Annotated in this window: 12 protein-coding genes; 10 read left to right on the forward strand and 2 right to left on the reverse strand. The window is 34.1% G+C overall.

Annotated features, from left to right (window positions below; all coding sequences use genetic code 11):
* Positions 1–10: 10 nt before the first annotated feature.
* Positions 11–961, reverse strand: a complete 951-nt coding sequence (locus H8R22_RS10560) for an isopenicillin N synthase family dioxygenase (protein WP_187010344.1) — start codon at positions 959–961, stop codon at positions 11–13.
* Between the two features lie 173 nt (positions 962–1,134).
* Here H8R22_RS10560 and H8R22_RS10565 point away from each other — a divergent pair, with 173 nt between their 5' ends.
* From H8R22_RS10565 to H8R22_RS10575, 3 genes are all read left to right on the forward strand, one after another.
* Positions 1,135–3,111, forward strand: coding sequence for an alpha-ketoacid dehydrogenase subunit alpha/beta (locus H8R22_RS10565; RefSeq protein ID WP_187010345.1), 1,977 nt, complete (start codon positions 1,135–1,137; stop codon positions 3,109–3,111).
* A 127-nt stretch (positions 3,112–3,238) separates the two neighbouring features.
* Positions 3,239–4,993, forward strand: coding sequence for a DUF885 domain-containing protein (locus tag H8R22_RS10570; protein WP_187010346.1), 1,755 nt, complete (start codon positions 3,239–3,241; stop codon positions 4,991–4,993).
* Positions 4,994–5,416: 423 nt separating this feature from the next.
* The gene (locus H8R22_RS10575) at positions 5,417–5,641 is read left to right on the forward strand and encodes a hypothetical protein (RefSeq protein WP_187010347.1); all 225 of its coding nucleotides are present in this window, start codon (positions 5,417–5,419) and stop codon (positions 5,639–5,641) included.
* 40 nt (positions 5,642–5,681) lie between these two features.
* Here the strand turns inward: H8R22_RS10575 and H8R22_RS10580 are convergent, their stop codons facing one another.
* Positions 5,682–7,226 (reverse strand): hypothetical protein, encoded by a 1,545-nt coding sequence (locus H8R22_RS10580; RefSeq protein ID WP_187010348.1) that lies wholly within the window; start codon positions 7,224–7,226, stop codon positions 5,682–5,684.
* 155 nt (positions 7,227–7,381) lie between these two features.
* Between H8R22_RS10580 and H8R22_RS10585 the strand changes: the two genes are divergently transcribed.
* The 7 genes from H8R22_RS10585 (at position 7,382) to acs (ending at position 17,734) form a co-directional block, all read left to right on the forward strand.
* Positions 7,382–8,557, forward strand: coding sequence for a 2-isopropylmalate synthase (locus H8R22_RS10585; protein WP_187010349.1), 1,176 nt, complete (start codon positions 7,382–7,384; stop codon positions 8,555–8,557).
* Between the two features lie 58 nt (positions 8,558–8,615).
* Complete coding sequence (gene leuB / locus H8R22_RS10590) at positions 8,616–9,734, forward strand: 3-isopropylmalate dehydrogenase (protein ID WP_187010350.1); 1,119 nt, start codon at positions 8,616–8,618, stop codon at positions 9,732–9,734.
* Positions 9,735–9,775: 41 nt separating this feature from the next.
* Positions 9,776–11,449, forward strand: a complete 1,674-nt coding sequence (ilvD, locus tag H8R22_RS10595; RefSeq protein WP_187010351.1) for a dihydroxy-acid dehydratase — start codon at positions 9,776–9,778, stop codon at positions 11,447–11,449.
* A gap of 40 nt (positions 11,450–11,489) precedes the next feature.
* Positions 11,490–13,187: a biosynthetic-type acetolactate synthase large subunit gene (gene ilvB / locus H8R22_RS10600; RefSeq protein ID WP_187010352.1), complete on the forward strand. Its 1,698-nt coding sequence runs from the start codon at positions 11,490–11,492 to the stop codon at positions 13,185–13,187.
* A gap of 94 nt (positions 13,188–13,281) precedes the next feature.
* The gene (ilvN, locus tag H8R22_RS10605; RefSeq protein WP_187010353.1) at positions 13,282–13,809 is read left to right on the forward strand and encodes an acetolactate synthase small subunit; all 528 of its coding nucleotides are present in this window, start codon (positions 13,282–13,284) and stop codon (positions 13,807–13,809) included.
* Between the two features lie 10 nt (positions 13,810–13,819).
* Positions 13,820–15,292, forward strand: a complete 1,473-nt coding sequence (gene ilvC, locus H8R22_RS10610) for a ketol-acid reductoisomerase (protein ID WP_187010354.1) — start codon at positions 13,820–13,822, stop codon at positions 15,290–15,292.
* A gap of 534 nt (positions 15,293–15,826) precedes the next feature.
* Positions 15,827–17,734, forward strand: coding sequence for an acetate--CoA ligase (acs, locus tag H8R22_RS10615; RefSeq protein WP_187010355.1), 1,908 nt, complete (start codon positions 15,827–15,829; stop codon positions 17,732–17,734).
* Positions 17,735–17,760: the final 26 nt, after the last annotated feature.

A 17,760-nucleotide genomic window follows, 5' to 3' on the forward strand; every position in this document is an offset into this window, starting at 1 on the left:
AAATTAGGGATTATTTTTTTATTAAACCTAAATCTACTAAACGTTCGTACAAGTAATCACCGGCAGTAATATCATCAAATTGTTTTGGATGTTCTGCATCGATGCAATTTTCTAAACAATTTAGTGGCATGTCGCTCACTGGGTGCATAAAAAACGGTACCGAATATCTTGAAGTTCCCCATAATTCTCTTGGTGGGTTTACCACTTGGTGAATTGTAGATTTCAATTTGTTGTTCGTATAACGTGATAACATATCACCTACATTAATAACTAACTCATCAGGTTCAGCAATGGCATCAATCCAGTCTCCGTTGTGGTTTTGAACCTGTAGTCCTTTTCCTTGCGCACCCATTAATAAGGTAATCAAGTTGATGTCCCCATGAGCAGCAGCGCGAATTGCATTTGCTGGTTCTGAAGTAATAGGTGGGTAATGTATTGGTCTCAGAATAGAATTTCCGTCTTTGGCAAAATCGTCAAAATGGAATTCATCTAAACCTAAACGCAATGCCAATGCCCTAAGAACATAAACACCGGTTTTTTCTAACATTTGGTAGGCTTCTTTACCAACTGCGTTGAATTTGGGTAACTCATTTACAGTTACATTTTCAGGATACTCTGAAGCGTATTTTGAATTTTCGCTCACATACTGACCGAAATGCCAAAATTCTTTCAAATCTCCTTCTTTTCTTCCTTTTGCATGTTCTGTACCAAAAGAAACGTAACCACGCTGACCCCCAATGCCTGGAATCTCATAACTGCGTTTTGTTTCTAAAGGTAAAGCGAAAAAATTTCTTATTTCACCATACAATTCTTCTACCAATTGATCATTTAAAAAATGACCTTTTAGTGCTACGAAGCCAATATCTTCAAATGCACTTCCGATTTCATTTACAAATTTTTGTTTACGTGCCGGGTCATCCGACAGGAAATCACGCAAGTCAACACTAGGAATGTTTTGCATACTTTAAAATATTATTTTATAAGATACAAAGCCTTTAAACTTTGCTTTAACAAAGGTATTGATTATTTTTAAATCATTTTTTCAAAAGTTATAAACAAAATAAAATAATATAACATTATAATCCTAAAGTGTTATATTTTTTTATCTTTGAGATAAGAATAAAACCATCAACAATGATATTTGATAAACGTAATCTGGGTAATGAAACCCTTTTAGATTTATATAAAAGACTTTTAACTCCTAGGCTTATCGAAGAGAAAATGTTAATTTTAATTCGCCAAGGTAAAGTCTCTAAATGGTTCTCAGGAATTGGACAAGAAGCCATTTCAGTTGGAGTTACAGCGGTTTTAGATCCTGACGAATATATACTTCCCATGCATCGCAATTTAGGTGTCTTTACTGGACGAAATATTCCTTTACATCGCTTATTCTCCCAATGGCAAGGAAAAGGAAACGGCTTTACTAAAGGTAGAGATCGTAGTTTTCACTTTGGAACACAAGAATACAAGATAATAGGTATGATTTCGCATCTAGGACCACAACTAGGTGTTGCTGATGGGATAGCTTTAGCAAATAAATTAAAGAAAAACGGAAAAGTAACAGCAGTATTCACTGGAGAAGGTGCAACATCCGAAGGAGATTTTCATGAAGCTTTGAATATTGCTTCGGTTTGGGAATTACCAGTATTATTTATTATCGAAAACAATGGATACGGACTTTCGACTCCTACAAATGAACAATACCGTTGTGAAAACCTTGCCGACAAAGGAAAGGGATACGGAATGGAAAGTCATATAGTCGATGGAAACAACATATTAGAGGTTTATAATTTGTTATCTGATTTGAAAGCTTCCATGAAGATTAATCCGCGTCCTGTTTTATTAGAATTTAAAACCTTTCGAATGCGTGGGCATGAAGAGGCGAGTGGTACAAAATATGTTCCGCAAGAATTAATGGATCAGTGGGCAATTAAAGATCCTGTTGAAAATTACAGAAAGTTTCTAAAGGAAAATAAAATATTAACAGACAAATTTGACGAAAGTTTGCGCTCGGAAATCAAGAAGGATATAGATGAAAGTTTGGCTATAGCCAATGCTGAACCTGAACTTGAAGCATCGTTAAGTGAGGAATTAAATGATGTGTACAAACCGTATACATTTGAACAAGTTAATCCCTTAGAACAAAAAGAAAAAATACGTTTTATAGATGCTATTTCGGGTAGTTTAAAACAATCAATGGAGCGTCATGATAACTTGGTTATTATGGGACAAGATATTGCTGAATATGGAGGCGCTTTTAAAATCACCGATGGTTTTGTAGCACAATTTGGCAAAGAACGTGTTATTAATACACCTATTTGTGAGAGTGCTGTAGTTTCGGCTGGAATGGGATTATCGATCAACGGTTACAAAGCTATTGTCGAAATGCAGTTTGCTGATTTTGTCTCAACAGGATTTAATCCAATTGTCAATTTACTAGCTAAATCACACTATCGCTGGTTAGAAAAAGCCGACGTTGTGGTGCGTATGCCTTGCGGTGGAGGCACTCAAGCAGGGCCTTTTCATTCACAAACTAATGAAGCTTGGTTTACTAAAACTCCAGGACTAAAGGTTGTTTACCCTGCATTCCCTTTTGATGCAAAAGGATTATTAAATGCATCAATCAACGATCCCAATCCTGTGCTATTTTTTGAGCACAAGCAATTGTATCGTTCTGTTTACCAAGATGTACCTACGGATTATTATACCTTACCAATTGGTAAAGCAGCTTTATTGAGGGAAGGTACTGATGTTACTGTAATTTCGTTTGGAGCAGCAGTACATTGGGCATTAGAAACTTTAGATAAAAAAACAACTATTTCCGCAGATGTATTGGATTTGAGAACATTACAACCTTTAGACACTGAAGCTATTTTTAAATCGGTAATGAAAACAGGAAAAGTTGTTATTTATCAAGAAGACTCGCTTTTTGGTGGTGTTGCTAGTGACATATCAGCAATGATTATGGAAGAATGTTTCAAATATTTGGACGCTCCCATAAAACGTGTGGCAAGTTTAGATACGCCAATACCGTTTACGAAAGCCTTAGAAGATCAGTATTTACCCAAAGGCCGTTTTGAAAGTGTGTTATTAGACCTAATAGCATACTAACAGCTACACATAAAACTAACTCTTAAAAGTCGTAACGCTATGTTGCGACTTTTTATTTTGTTTAAAAGTAGTTGTTTGCTGATTATTCAAACAGTTTTTTTACCTTTAAAATCTTAAAATAATACCAATGAAAAAAATAGTTTTAGCATTCCTACTTATCACTTTATTAGTATCGTGTAATAAAAAAGCAGAAAAATCAACAGTTATTGACTCTAATATTGCCTTTGAAAAATATAAAGAAGGTTTTATAAATGGTCTTTGGGATATTTATCCTGATTGGGCGTCTAGTCAAGGGTTTCATAAAGGAGATAGTATTTTGGTAGTAAATGACTCTGTTTTCAAAAAGAAACAACTTGATTTTGCACATTCGCAACTTGATTCTTTACAGCGTTATCCCATAAAAAGTCTGTCAGACAATAATATAATCGATTTTCATATTATCCAAAATCAATTAAAAGATGTAATTTTTAATATAGATAAATTAAAATCAAACGAATGGAATCCTGCTGAATACAATGTTAGTGGTGCATTTGCTGAAATATTAAACGGCAAATATGATACACTAGAAGTACGCCTACGCAGTATAAACACAAAATTAAAAGCAGTTCCCGCTTATTATGAAGCAGCAAAAAAGAACATTAAAAATCCAACTCTTGAGCACACAGCACTTGCTATAGATCAAAATTTAGGTGGTATTGCAGTATTTGAGCAGGACTTAAATTCTGCTGTAAACAAAAGTAAATTAGCTCTCAATGAGAAGGAAGAAATTAGAGTTAAAGCTAAAGCGGCAGTCCTTGCCATAAAGAACTATGTAAGCTGGTTAAAAGAGTTAGAAAACACAACGCCTCGTTCTTTTAGATTAGGTAAAGAATTGTATGATGCTAAATTTAATCTAGAGATCCAATCAAGTTTTAGTGCAGACACGGTTTATGCAAAAGCAGTAGCTCATAAAATTGATTTACATGAAAAAATGTTTGTTTTAGCAGATTCGTTATGGCCAAAATACATGAAAAAGGAGGTTAAGCCAACTGATAAATTACAGTTGATAAAAAGAGTCATTGATAAAATTTCACTACAACATACCACACCTGCAAAATTTCAATCAGAAATTGAAAAGCAAATTCCTGAATTAGCTGCTTATGTTAAAGAAAAAGATCTATTGAACATCGATCCTTCTAAACCATTGGTTGTTCGTAAAGAACCGGCCTATATGGCAGGTGTAGCAGGAGCTTCTATATCTGCACCTGGTCCTTATGATAAAAATGCTAATACGTATTACAACGTAGGTAGCTTAAACGGATGGTCAGCAGAAAAAGCAGAAAGTTACCTAAGGGAATACAATGACTACGTACTACAAATTTTAAATATTCATGAAGCGATTCCGGGTCATTATACCCAATTAATTTATAGCAACCAATCCCCAAGTATTATAAAAGCTATATTAGGCAATGGTGCTATGATTGAAGGTTGGGCAGTTTATGCGGAAAGAATGATGTTAGAGAGCGGTTATAAAAATTCGCTTGAGATGTGGTTAATGTATTACAAATGGAATTTACGTACTACATGCAATATGATTTTAGATTACGGTGTACACACTAAAAACATGAGTAAAGAGCAAGCCATGTCATTGTTAATTGAGGAAGCTTTTCAGCAACAAACAGAGGCCGAAGGTAAATGGACGCGAGTAAGCGTTTCTCAAGTTCAATTAGGATCTTACTTTTCAGGATATATTGAAATATATGACTTTAGAGAACTGCTTAAAAAAGAGCAAGGTGAATCTTTTAATTTGAAAAATTTTCATGAAAAGTTCTTGAGTTATGGTAGTGCTCCTGTTAAGTATATAAAAGAATTAATGCTTCAAGAAAATAAAAAGAAAAAGTAACAAAATGAAAGAGACCCAATTAATTGTATTAATTGGGTCTCTTTTTTTAGATTAAAATTGACCTAATAGCCAATATATAATTATAAAAAGTATAATTGTTCCAAAGCATCCACCACCTAATTTTTTGGCGCCCCAGCCAGCGAGTATTGTTTTAAAGAATCCGTTCATGATGTATAAATTTAATTAATAAGTTGATTTATTGTTAAAAATAATTAAAATACACATAGCTTTTACTGTTACATTATAATGTTGATATATAATCTATTAATTTCGAAAGAAGTGGCCTAGATGGATTTAGTGAGATGCAAATAGCTGTCTCAGCATCCAAACAATCTGCTAATAAACAAACAGCTTTTTTGATCCAATATTTTTTAGAAATATAATTCTATGATGTAAATTTGCTTCAAATTAATTTGACCATTGATGAAGCCATTAAAAGAAAACCTACTTGTAAAAGACGCTACCTTACACAAAGTTCAGTTCGATACTGAATGGTTTTTTAATTTAGATGAAATGTCATTCTATTTAAAAGAAGATTTATCAGAAGTAGAGTTTGTATACTTACCCATGATTATTAATGGAGAGGAAGAATATGTAAAATGTTGCTCCTTTGAAGATATTATTCGGGGACGAAAAGAATTTATTTAAAAATAAGAGGAGCCAAAACAAACTCCTCTTTTACTTTTTACTACCGGTTACTTAATTTTGCTTTCTCTTTTCTAATATCACTAATTTTTCGGTTTTCAATCTTGCTTTCTAGCCATGAAATGATATCTAGATATAAAAAGGCTCTTTTCTCGTAGGTATTATTATCGAGTTCTATAAACCGAGCCCTCATTTTTATAAATTCTTTCTTAATATCGCTTGGGTAAATTGAATTTAGATTTTTTAAAAATTTAATTATTTCTTTCTGCACCTCATGTAAATCATTCATTTTCAATAGAAACTTATAAGTGTTTTTTAACTGACTTTCTAAGTAATAATCCTTTCCTAATTCATAATGCGCAATAAGGCATAGCAATCGGGCGAAGCACATTAAATCTTCGCGCATACTAAGGTTTTTGTTATTAATTATTTTTTCAAGATACAGTATGCATTCCGCGTACTTTTCATTTCCGAAATATATACTCGCAATTTTGTAGAAAAACATCATCTCATGATGCTCATCTAAATGATCATTATGTACTTTCAGTTTATTTAAGATCTCAGGAATAAGGTATTCCGCCTCTGCAAAAGTTCCTTCTAAAATATGAAAATTAAGTTTGTTATTGTAAACGTAGAGGAAAGAGAGTGAGGCTATATTATCATTACTTGGAAATCGAGCATCAGCTATTGTTTCTTCTAATCGAGTCAAATTTTCTTTAAATTTCGACATGTATTTTAACATATACAAAGACTCTAATAAATAATGGTTCCCCTTTAAAAAGAAAACTGGATTTAAAAAAATCATGTGCTGGTTATCATAAAATAAAGTAACCCATTTATAAGCATATTTATAACTAGATAAAAAGTCTTGAACTAAAAAACTTCGCCATAAATTTGCATTATAAAACCAGTACTTTTCTCTAAAACCAAACTTTGTCTCATCAAACTTAGCGATGTGTTTGTTAAAATAGTCATCAATATACTTGTACTCGTCATCGCTCTTTACATACCCTGTTTTAAGCATGATGCCATAAAGCTGTAAAGAAAGGTTTGAAAGTTTACTAGAAATTGTATTTCGGTAATTCAACTCCTTTGCTTGAATCACTAATTCATCTGCACGACCCTGAATACTTCGAGTGATATATTGAGATTCAATCAATTTTTCGAACTCAACTATTTCATAAGCCATTAATTTTTCATCGTTTTCTAAGGCGATGATTTTGGTTTTATCTAGAAGTTTTAAACTCTGTTTGTACAATCCTTTATTGTATAAGATAGTAGCAAAATCTATTTGCTCTCTTAATTGATAACGAATATTTTGACTAGGAATATTAAGTCGGATGCTAACTAATATTTGCTTATAAAGGTATGATTTTAAGTTTGATAGCTGTACTTTTTTAATTATACCACTTTTTAAAATTAATTTTTCATCATACAAATCAGATTTGTCTAGAACATTGAACAACTCAATAAACTTAGTATTTGAACTCGTCTCCAAACGACTTGCAAAAATTTTAAATTGTCTTTTTTCAGATTTAGACAAAGATTTTATTAATACAAATAAGAAATCTTTTTGATGGTTAGCCATTGTAAAATAATATGATGTATAATACTGATTATCAATTAGTTAATTGCTTAAAAATTACCTTATGAGCAGTATATTTGGTTGAAATCTGTTTTAGATTCGATGTTTGGAAATCTATTTTTGTTATGAAGATGTGAAATTACATTAAATAAATGAAAATGAATAGAGAGAAAGTTCAAATTTTTGATACCACTTTGAGAGATGGAGAACAGGTCCCGGGATGTAAATTAGATACAGATCAAAAACTTGTTATTGCAAGACGATTAGATGAGATGGGTGTTGATATCATTGAAGCTGGATTTCCTGTTTCAAGTCCTGGTGATTTTTTATCGGTTTCTGAAATTAGCAAAGTAGTTAAAAACGCTACTGTATGTGGATTAACAAGAGCAGTAAAAAATGATATTGATGTTGCAGCTGCAGCTTTAAAGTATGCTAAATATCCCCGCATTCATACTGGAATTGGAACATCAGACTCACATATTGTACACAAATTAAATACAAATAAAGAAGATATAATTGAACGTGCCAAAGCCGCCGTAAAACATGCAAAATCATATGTTGAAGATGTAGAATTTTATGCTGAGGATGCAGGTCGTACCGATAATGAATTTTTGGCTCGAGTCTGTGAGGAAGTGATAAAGTCAGGGGCAACTGTTTTAAATATCCCTGATACTACAGGATATTGCTTACCAGAGGAGTATGGAGCAAAAATAAAGTATTTGAAAGAGAATGTTAAAGGTATTGAAAACGTGGTTTTGTCTTGCCACTGTCATAACGATCTTGGAATGGCAACCGCAAATTCTATTTCAGGAGCAATCAATGGAGCAAGACAAATAGAATGTACCATTAACGGAATAGGGGAACGCGCAGGAAATACTGCTCTTGAGGAAGTGGTGATGATTTTTAAACAACATCCTTATTTGAATTTATATACTGATATAGATACTAGGCAACTGAATGAAATGAGCAGGTTAGTTTCTGAAAGTATGGGAATGCTTGTTCAACCCAATAAAGCAATTGTGGGAGCGAATGCTTTTGCACATAGTTCTGGGATACACCAAGATGGTGTTATAAAAAACAGAGCTACTTATGAGATTATGGACCCTTTAGAAGTAGGTGTCAACGAATCTTCAATTGTATTGACTGCCAGAAGCGGAAGAGCTGCCTTGGCTTACAGAGCTAAAAAGGTAGGCTACGAACTGACAAAAGTACAATTAGACATTGTATATCTAGAGTTTTTAAAATTTGCAGATATTAAAAAAGAAGTTATTGATGAAGATATTCATCAAATTATTGAAGTCAGCAAATTACAAGCTGAAATTAGTAGAAATTAGAAACCAATCAGGAATAACAATATTTAGGAGCAGTACATAAATTATATCTATAGACATCATGAATTTAAAAATAGCAGTACTAGCAGGAGACGGAATTGGTCCAGAGGTGATATTACAAGCAAAAAAAGCTTTGTACGCGATTGGTGTAGTTTACCATCATGAATTTATTTTTGAAGACGCCCTAGTAGGAGCAACAGCTATAGACAAAACAGGGACTTCGTTACCTCAACAAACATTAAACCTTTGTTTAAATACTGATGCTGTTTTGTTTGGAGCTGTAGGAGACCCCGCATACGATAACAATTCAGATACGGCACTTAATCCAGCGCAAGGTGTTTTAAAGCTAAGAAAAGAATTGGGTCTTTTTACAAATGTGAGACCAATTAAAACATATCCTACTTTATTAAACTCCTCTCCTTTAAAACAAGAAATAATCGACGGAATTGATTTTGTTGTTTTTCGAGAGTTAACAGGTGGAGCTTATTACAGTGAGAAAAAAATAAATCAAGAAGGAACTATCGCTTCAGATTTATTGGAATATTCCGAAGAAGAAATTGCTAGAATCGCACACTTAGCTTTTAAATCGGCAGAAAAAAGAAAGAATAAAGTAACAATGGTAGATAAAGCTAATGTATTAGAAACTTCTCGTTTATGGAGAAAGGTTGTTCAGAACATTGCTTTAGATTATCCTGATGTGGCATTAAATTTTTTATATGCGGATACTGCTGCTATGCAAATTATTCTAAATCCAAAGCAATTTGATGTGATACTTACTGAAAATTTATTTGGGGATATTTTATCAGATGAGGCCAGCGCGATAACTGGTTCAATCGGATTGTTGGCATCCGCATCCTTTGGTACTTCTAATGCTTTGTTTGAACCTATTCATGGTTCTCACCCATTAGCTAAAGGTAAAAATATTGCGAATCCAATTGCTTCTATCGTATCAGCTGCAATGCTTTTAGAGCATTTTGGATTGCATGAAGAAGCTCAAAAAGTACATGAAGCAGTTTTGAAATCTATAGAATACAATGTTGTGACAATCGATTTGAATCCTGGAACTAGTTTTGGAACTAACGAGGTCGGGGAATTCGTTTCTAATTACATCTTAAACAAAGATGATTTATTGTACTTCAATAATGACAATGTCCACATAGGACAATCGACGATTGTTTAGATCGAAAAAGTAAATTAAATATACAGACAGAAATACATATAATGGAATTAAATAAATACAGTAAAACTATCACTCAAGACGAAACGCAACCAGCCGCACAAGCGATGTTGTACGGAATAGGATTGACTGAAGAAGATCTAAACAAAGCGCAAGTTGGGATTGTAAGTATGGGTTACGAGGGAAATACGTGTAACATGCACTTAAATGACCTTGCAAAAGACATTAAAAAAGGCGTGTGGAAAGAAGATCTTGTTGGTCTTATTTTTAACACAGTGGGCGTAAGTGACGGGATTTCAAATGGTACAGACGGAATGCGTTTTTCACTAGTTTCAAGAGACGTAATTGCTGATTCTATCGAAACAGTTATGGGAGCACAATGGTATGATGCATTAATTGCCGTTCCAGGTTGCGACAAGAATATGCCCGGATCTGTAATTGCAATGGGTCGCGTGAATCGCCCATCGATTATGGTTTATGGAGGAACAATTCACTCTGGTAAATGGAAAGGAGAATCTCTAAATATTGTTTCTGCATTTGAAGCATTAGGAAAGAAATTTAGTAATACTATCGAACCAGAGGATTTCAAAGGGGTTATTAAAAACGCTTGTCCAGGTGCCGGTGCTTGCGGTGGAATGTACACTGCAAACACCATGTCATCAGCGATTGAAGCTTTAGGAATGAGCCTACCTTATAGCTCTTCTAACCCAGCTTTAAGCCAAGAAAAAAAACAAGAGTGTATTGATGCTGGAAAAGCAATCAGAATATTATTAGAAAAAGATATCAAACCTCGAGACATCATGACCCGTGAAGCATTTGAGAATGCGATCACCATGGTGGCTGTGCTAGGAGGTTCTACAAATGCGGTGATGCATTTAATTGCAATGGCACATTCTGTTGATATCGAAATTACATTAAAGGATTTTCAAGATATTAGTGATAAAACACCACTACTTGCTGATTTAAAGCCAAGTGGTAAATACCTAATGGAAGATTTGCACGAAGTAGGCGGAGTTCCAGGAGTAATGAAGTATTTATTGAAAGAAGGGTTGCTTCACGGAAATTGCTTGACTGTAACTGGTAAAACATTAGCTGAAAACTTAGCTGCTGTTCCTGATTTAAACGACGGACAAGACGTTATTCACGAAATCCAAAAAGCATTAAAAGCAACAGGTAATATCCAAATCCTTTACGGTAATCTTGCCGAAGAAGGTTGTGTAGCCAAAATTAGTGGTAACGAGGGAGAATACTTTGAAGGTGATGCCATTGTCTATGAGAATGAGCATGATGTAATAAAAGGAGTTCGTGCTGGAGAAGTAAAACCAGGCAATGTGGTCGTCATTAGGTACTGTGGACCTAAAGGTGGGCCAGGAATGCCTGAAATGCTTAAACCAACGTCAGCTATAATGGGTGCCGGTTTAGGTAAAAGTGTAGCTTTAATTACGGATGGTAGATTCTCTGGTGGTTCACATGGCTTTGTTGTAGGTCACGTAACGCCCGAAGCTTTTGATGGAGGTGGAATTGCACTAGTTGAAAATGGTGATATTATTACTATTGATGCCGTAAAAAACACCATCAATCTAAAAATTTCTGACGAAGAGTTTGCTGCAAGAAAAGTAAAATGGGTACAACCCGAAACAAGCATTAAAAAAGGAGTTTTACTAAAGTACATAAGATCAGTATCTAGTGCATCTACGGGATGTGTTACTGATAAATAAAGCAAAGAGCTTTAGCCTCAGCGCTACAAAATTATAACCAATGGGAACAAATAAAATATCAGGCGCAGAAGCCGTTATTAGATGTCTATTAGCAGAAGGAGTAGATTTGGTTTATGGCTACCCAGGTGGTGCTATTATGCCTGTTTACGATGAATTATATAAGTTTAAAGATGAACTACAGCATGTATTAGTACGTCATGAACAAGGTGCAACGCACGCTGCACAAGGGTTTGCAAGAGCAACTGGTAAAGTAGGTGTAGCAATCGCAACTTCGGGTCCTGGAGCAACTAACCTTGTCACAGGAATTGCAGATGCGCAGATTGATTCAACCCCTATGGTTTGTATTACAGGGCAAGTTGGAAAACATTTATTAGGTTCTGATGCCTTCCAAGAAACTGATATCATTGGGATTTCGACACCAGTCACCAAGTGGAATTACCAAATCACAGAGGCATCGGAGATTCCAGAAATCATGGCTAAGGCTTTCTACATAGCGAGATCAGGTCGTCCAGGGCCAGTTTTAGTTGATATCACTAAAAATGCACAGTTTGATTTATTAGATTTCTCATATAAAAAGTGCGAAGGAATTAGAAGTTATATTGCTGTTCCGAAATTAAAATTGGATAAGATAAAAGAAGCTGCCCAAATCATTAACAATGCTAAAAAGCCATTTATAGTTTTTGGACAGGGAATTATTTTGAGTCAAGCGGAAGCTGTATTTAAAGAATTTGTAGAGAAAACTGGTATTCCAGCAGCTTGGACCATTTTAGGATTATCTGCTTTGCCTACTAGTCATCCTTTAAATGTAGGAATGTTAGGAATGCACGGAAATTATGCTCCAAATATTTTGACTAATGAGTGTGATGTTTTAATCGCATTAGGAATGCGTTTTGATGATCGCGTTACAGGTAATCTAGAAACATACGCTAAGCAAGCAAAAGTGATTCATTTTGATATTGACCCTGCGGAAATTGATAAAAATGTAAAAACAGACGTGGCAGTTCTTGGAGATGTAAAAGAAGCTTTAGAAGCAATCCTTCCTTTAATAGCAAATAAATCACATGATGATTGGCATAATAAATTTAAAGAATTGTACAAAGTTGAGTGCGAAAAAGTAATTGACGAAGAGTTAGCACCAACAAATGGAAAAGGAATTTCAATGGGTGAAACAATTGAAATGATCAATAAACACGCTAATGACGACGCTATTATGGTTTCTGATGTTGGTCAGCACCAGATGTTTACGTGTCGCTACTCCAAATTTAAACAATCTAAAAGTAATGTTACTTCAGGAGGATTAGGCACAATGGGATTTGCTTTACCAGCAGCTATTGGTGCCAAAATGGGTAGACCAGATCGAGAAGTAGTTGCAATCATAGGCGATGGTGGTTTCCAAATGACAATTCAAGAACTTGGAACAATTTTTCAAACAAAAGTACCTGTGAAAATTGTGGTATTAAACAATGAGTTTTTGGGTATGGTACGTCAATGGCAACAATTGTTTTTTGATAAAAGATACGCGTCTACTGAAATGACAAATCCAAATTTTGTTGCTATAGCAGAAGGGTATTATATCAAAGCAAAAAAGGTAACAAAACGGGAAGATCTAGATGCAGCTGTAGCTGAAATGATGGCTTCAAAAGAGTCTTATTTTCTAGAAGTTATGGTCGAAAAAGAAAATAATGTATTCCCAATGATACCTACAGGAGCCTCAGTTTCAGACATTCGTTTGTCTTAAAATAGTTTAAAGTTTAAGGTTTAAAGATAGGAGCATTTATTTTAATGTTGGCCGACTTTGAACTTTAAACATAAAAACTTTCAAATTAAAAAAAATGGAAAATCAAACATTCACCATTTCTGTTTATTCAGAAAACAACGTTGGCTTACTAAATAGAATATCTGGTATATTCTTGAAGCGTCACATTAATATATTGAGCTTAAATGTTTCAGAATCAGAGATTGAAAACGTATCTCGTTTTATAATAGTCGTGAATACAACTGAAAAATGGGTTCACAATATTGTAGGACAAATAGAGAAACAAGTAGAAGTCATTAAGGCTTTTTATCATGTAGATGATGAAACAATTTTCTTAGAAAATGCTTTGTTTAAAATCGAATCTAGTTTGCTATTTGACGAAAAACAAATTCAAAATATTATAAAGGAAAGCAATTCAGAAATTGTCACAGTAGCAAGAGATTTTTTTGTGATTTCAAAATCAGGAAGACGATCAGAAATCGAGGAACTATATACTAACTTAAAACCCTTCGGGATAATGCAATTCGTACGCTCAGGAAGGATATCAGTTTCAAAAGAAAAAATGGAAATTTCAGCACTTTTAGAAGAATTAAAAAATAAATAAATAAAAAACAATGGCAAATTATTTCAATACGTTACCACTACGATTACAATTAGAACAGTTAGGAGTTTGTGAATTCATGGATCAATCAGAGTTTAGTGATGGGATTTCGGCTTTAAAAGGTAAAAAAGTTGTAATTGTTGGTTGTGGAGCTCAAGGATTGAATCAAGGATTAAACATGAGAGATTCAGGTCTTGACATTTCATACGCTTTACGTGCAGAGGCGATTGCTCAAAAGAGAGCCTCTTTTATGAACGCGGCAGATAACGGTTTTACAGTAGGTACTTATGAAGATTTAATACCAACTGCTGATTTAGTATGCAACCTTACACCAGACAAGCAGCATACAGCGGTTGTCACAGCTATAATGCCATTAATGAAAAAAGGTTCAACTCTTGCTTATTCTCATGGTTTTAATATTGTTGAGGAAGGAATGCAAATTCGTAAAGATATTACAGTAATTATGTGTGCTCCCAAATGTCCTGGTTCAGAGGTACGTGAGGAGTATAAAAGAGGTTTTGGTGTACCAACTTTAATTGCCGTACATCCAGAAAACGATCCTAATGATTTAGGCTTAGCTCAAGCAAAAGCTTACGCAGTAGCAACAGGAGGCCATAAAGCAGGCGTTTTAAGATCTTCGTTTGTGGCTGAAGTAAAATCGGATTTAATGGGAGAACAAACTATCTTATGCGGTTTACTACAAACAGGATCAATTTTATGCTTTGACAAAATGGTAGCTGAGGGAATTGATGCGGGTTATGCTTCTAAATTAATTCAATACGGCTGGGAAACCATTACCGAAGGATTAAAATATGGTGGAATTACTAACATGATGGATCGTTTATCTAATCCAGCTAAAATCGCTGCTTTTAAAACTGCAAACGAATTAAAAGATATCATGCGTCCGTTATTTCAAAAACACATGGATGATATTATCTCAGGTCATTTCTCTAAAACAATGATGGAAGACTGGGATAACGATGATAAAAACTTACTGGCTTGGAGAGCAGCCACAGGAGATACTAACTTCGAAAAAACACCAGCAGGTGATTTTGAAATTTCAGAGCAAGAGTACTATGATAATGGAGTTTTAATGGTGGCGATGGTAAAGGCAGGAGTTGAATTGGCTTTTGAAGCAATGACTGAGTCCGGGATTATAGAAGAGTCTGCTTATTATGAGTCATTACATGAAACACCGCTTATCGCGAATACAATTGCTAGAAAAAAATTGTTCGAAATGAATCGCGTAATTTCTGATACTGCAGAGTATGGCTGTTATTTATTTGATCATGCTTGTAAGCCATTAATAGCTGATTATGTTAAAAATGCACCTAGTAATTTAGTTGGTCGTCCTTTTAATAATGGTGAAAACGGAGTAGATAATAAAGAACTAATCGAAGTAAATAGTGTAATCAGAAATCATCCTGTAGAGGAAGTAGGTGCGTGGCTAAGAGAGTCCATGACAGCAATGAAAAAAATAGTTTAATTGTATTAATTTCAGGAATTACTGCACTAGAGCGTGTGCTAAGATTTGCTCATTATCATAAGTTGGTTATTGTTTTGAATTAGTTATAATAAAATTCAATTTAATGATATAAATGATGCCAATTACATTCACTTAACTCTAGCTAAAACGAGTTAAGTGAAGTAATTCCTTTTAAAAAGATTCTGTTTAAATAAAACAAGTTTAATTTTTTTGAAGATGTCATCTTTTCCAAAAATTACAGAATTAAAAAATTTATTGTAGCTGCATAGAATGATTTTTGATCTTATGCTTAGGTTACTGATTAGTTGTTTCTGTATTTTTGGTTATACTATATTGTTAATTTTAAAGGCGCCTTAGTTTTACTTTGGCGCCTTTTTTAAATTTGCACTATATCCAAAAACTGTTATTTTTTATGATATTCTAAATATATCATAGATCTTCGATGCTAATTTGTATTTTTTTATACGAATTTATCATTTTATTTGCTTTTACATTCAACGCTTATTTAATACATTTATAAAAAAATAAATAAGCATGAGTTATTATAAAATTGAAAATTTAGAACAATACTTTAAACACTATAATAAATCTGTTCGCGAACCTAGAAAATTTTGGGGAAAAATTGCAGAAGAAAATTTTACTTGGTACCAACAATGGGATAAAGTTGTTGACTTTAATATGGCCGAAGGTGATATAAAATGGTTTACAGAAGCAAAATTAAATATAACAAAAAACTGTATTGATAGGCATCTAAATAAGAGAGGAGATAAAACAGCTATTATTTTTGAACCAAATAATCCAGATGAAGACGCATTGCATATTACGTATACTGATTTGCATCAGCGTGTGTGTAAAATGGCTAATGTTTTAAGAGAACAAGGGATTGTAAAAGGAGATCGAGTTTGTATTTATTTACCAATGATTCCTGAATTAGCAGTTGCCACACTAGCTTGTGCAAGAATAGGAGCGATACATTCTGTAGTGTTTGCTGGATTTTCATCTACGGCTGTTGCGACACGCATTAATGATAGTGAATGTAAAATGGTAATTACCTCTGATGGCGGATTCCGTGGTACCAAAACAATAGAATTAAAAGATATTATTGATGAAGCATTAGAAAATTGTTCATCGGTAAACAAAGTATTAGTCGTTAAAAGAACGAACAATACAGTTACAATGATAGACGGTAGAGATGTTTGGTTACAACCCTTATTAGATACTGCATCGGATAATTGTGTAGCAGAAATAATGGATTCAGAGGATCCGTTGTTTATTTTATATACTTCAGGTTCTACAGGGAAACCCAAAGGAATGGTACATACAACCGCTGGATATATGGTACAGACAGCCTACACTTTCAAAAATGTTTTCAATTATGAAGAAAATGATGTTTTTTGGTGTACCGCTGATATTGGTTGGATCACAGGTCATTCTTACATCTTATACGGTCCTTTATTAAACGGAGCTACAACTGTAATTTTTGAAGGAGTACCATCTTACCCTGATTTTAGTCGTTTTTGGCAAATAATAGAGAAACATAAAGTAAGTCAATTTTACACAGCGCCTACAGCGATTCGCTCTCTAGCAAAAGAAAGTATAGAGTATGTTCAAAAATATGAATTAAAAACATTGAAGGTAATTGGATCCGTTGGAGAGCCTATTAACGAAGAGGCTTGGCATTGGTTTAATGATCACGTTGGGGCAAAGCGATGTCCAGTTGTAGATACGTGGTGGCAAACCGAAACTGGAGGTATTATGATTTCTCCAATTGCATTTGTAACCCCTACAAAACCAACCTATGCAACACTACCATTACCTGGTATTCAAGCGGTTTTAATGGATGAAAAGCGTAATGAAATTGAAGGCAATCAAGTAGTAGGAAGCTTGTGTATTAAATTCCCATGGCCAGGAATTGCACGTACGATATGGGGAGATCATCAACGTTATAAAGACACTTATTTTTCTCAATTCCCAGGAAAATTCTTTACAGGAGATGGTGCTTTAAGAGATGAAGTGGGTTATTATAGAATTACAGGACGAGTCGACGATGTTGTAATTGTGTCTGGTCATAATTTGGGAACTGCACCAATCGAGGATTCTATTAACGAACACCCTGCCGTGGCTGAAAGTGCAATTGTAGGTTTCCCACACGAGGTAAAAGGTAACGCTTTGTATGGTTTTGTTATCTTAAAAGAGTCGGGGGAAATTAGGAATAAGGAAAACTTGTTTAAAGAAATTAACCAACACATCTCAGATCACGTTGGTCCAATAGCAAAATTAGACAAAATTCAGTTTGTATCTGGTTTGCCAAAAACAAGATCAGGAAAAATTATGAGAAGAATTTTAAGAAAAATTGCAGAAGGTGATTTTTCAAATTTTGGAGATATTAGTACTTTATTAAATCCCGAAATTGTAGAAGAAATAAAAGAAAATAGAGTGTAAAATTTTATAAACAATATGTAAAGGTT

The organism is Flavobacterium kayseriense (assembly GCF_014305095.1).
Lineage (GTDB): Bacteria > Bacteroidota > Bacteroidia > Flavobacteriales > Flavobacteriaceae > Flavobacterium > Flavobacterium kayseriense.

Bases quoted from the DNA above. Each gene is read 5' to 3' on its own strand.
- ilvC (WP_187010354.1), top strand. From the start codon at position 13,820: ATGGCAAATTATTTCAATACGTTACCACTACGATTACAATTAGAACAG.
- H8R22_RS10580 (WP_187010348.1), bottom strand. From the start codon at position 7,226: ATGGCTAACCATCAAAAAGATTTCTTATTTGTATTAATAAAATCTTTG.
- ilvN (WP_187010353.1), top strand. From the start codon at position 13,282: ATGGAAAATCAAACATTCACCATTTCTGTTTATTCAGAAAACAACGTT.
- acs (WP_187010355.1), top strand. From the start codon at position 15,827: ATGAGTTATTATAAAATTGAAAATTTAGAACAATACTTTAAACACTAT.
- leuB (WP_187010350.1), top strand. From the start codon at position 8,616: ATGAATTTAAAAATAGCAGTACTAGCAGGAGACGGAATTGGTCCAGAG.
- ilvB (WP_187010352.1), top strand. From the start codon at position 11,490: ATGGGAACAAATAAAATATCAGGCGCAGAAGCCGTTATTAGATGTCTA.
- H8R22_RS10560 (WP_187010344.1), bottom strand. From the start codon at position 961: ATGCAAAACATTCCTAGTGTTGACTTGCGTGATTTCCTGTCGGATGAC.
- H8R22_RS10570 (WP_187010346.1), top strand. From the start codon at position 3,239: ATGAAAAAAATAGTTTTAGCATTCCTACTTATCACTTTATTAGTATCG.
- H8R22_RS10565 (WP_187010345.1), top strand. From the start codon at position 1,135: ATGATATTTGATAAACGTAATCTGGGTAATGAAACCCTTTTAGATTTA.
- H8R22_RS10585 (WP_187010349.1), top strand. From the start codon at position 7,382: ATGAATAGAGAGAAAGTTCAAATTTTTGATACCACTTTGAGAGATGGA.
- ilvD (WP_187010351.1), top strand. From the start codon at position 9,776: ATGGAATTAAATAAATACAGTAAAACTATCACTCAAGACGAAACGCAA.
- H8R22_RS10575 (WP_187010347.1), top strand. From the start codon at position 5,417: ATGAAGCCATTAAAAGAAAACCTACTTGTAAAAGACGCTACCTTACAC.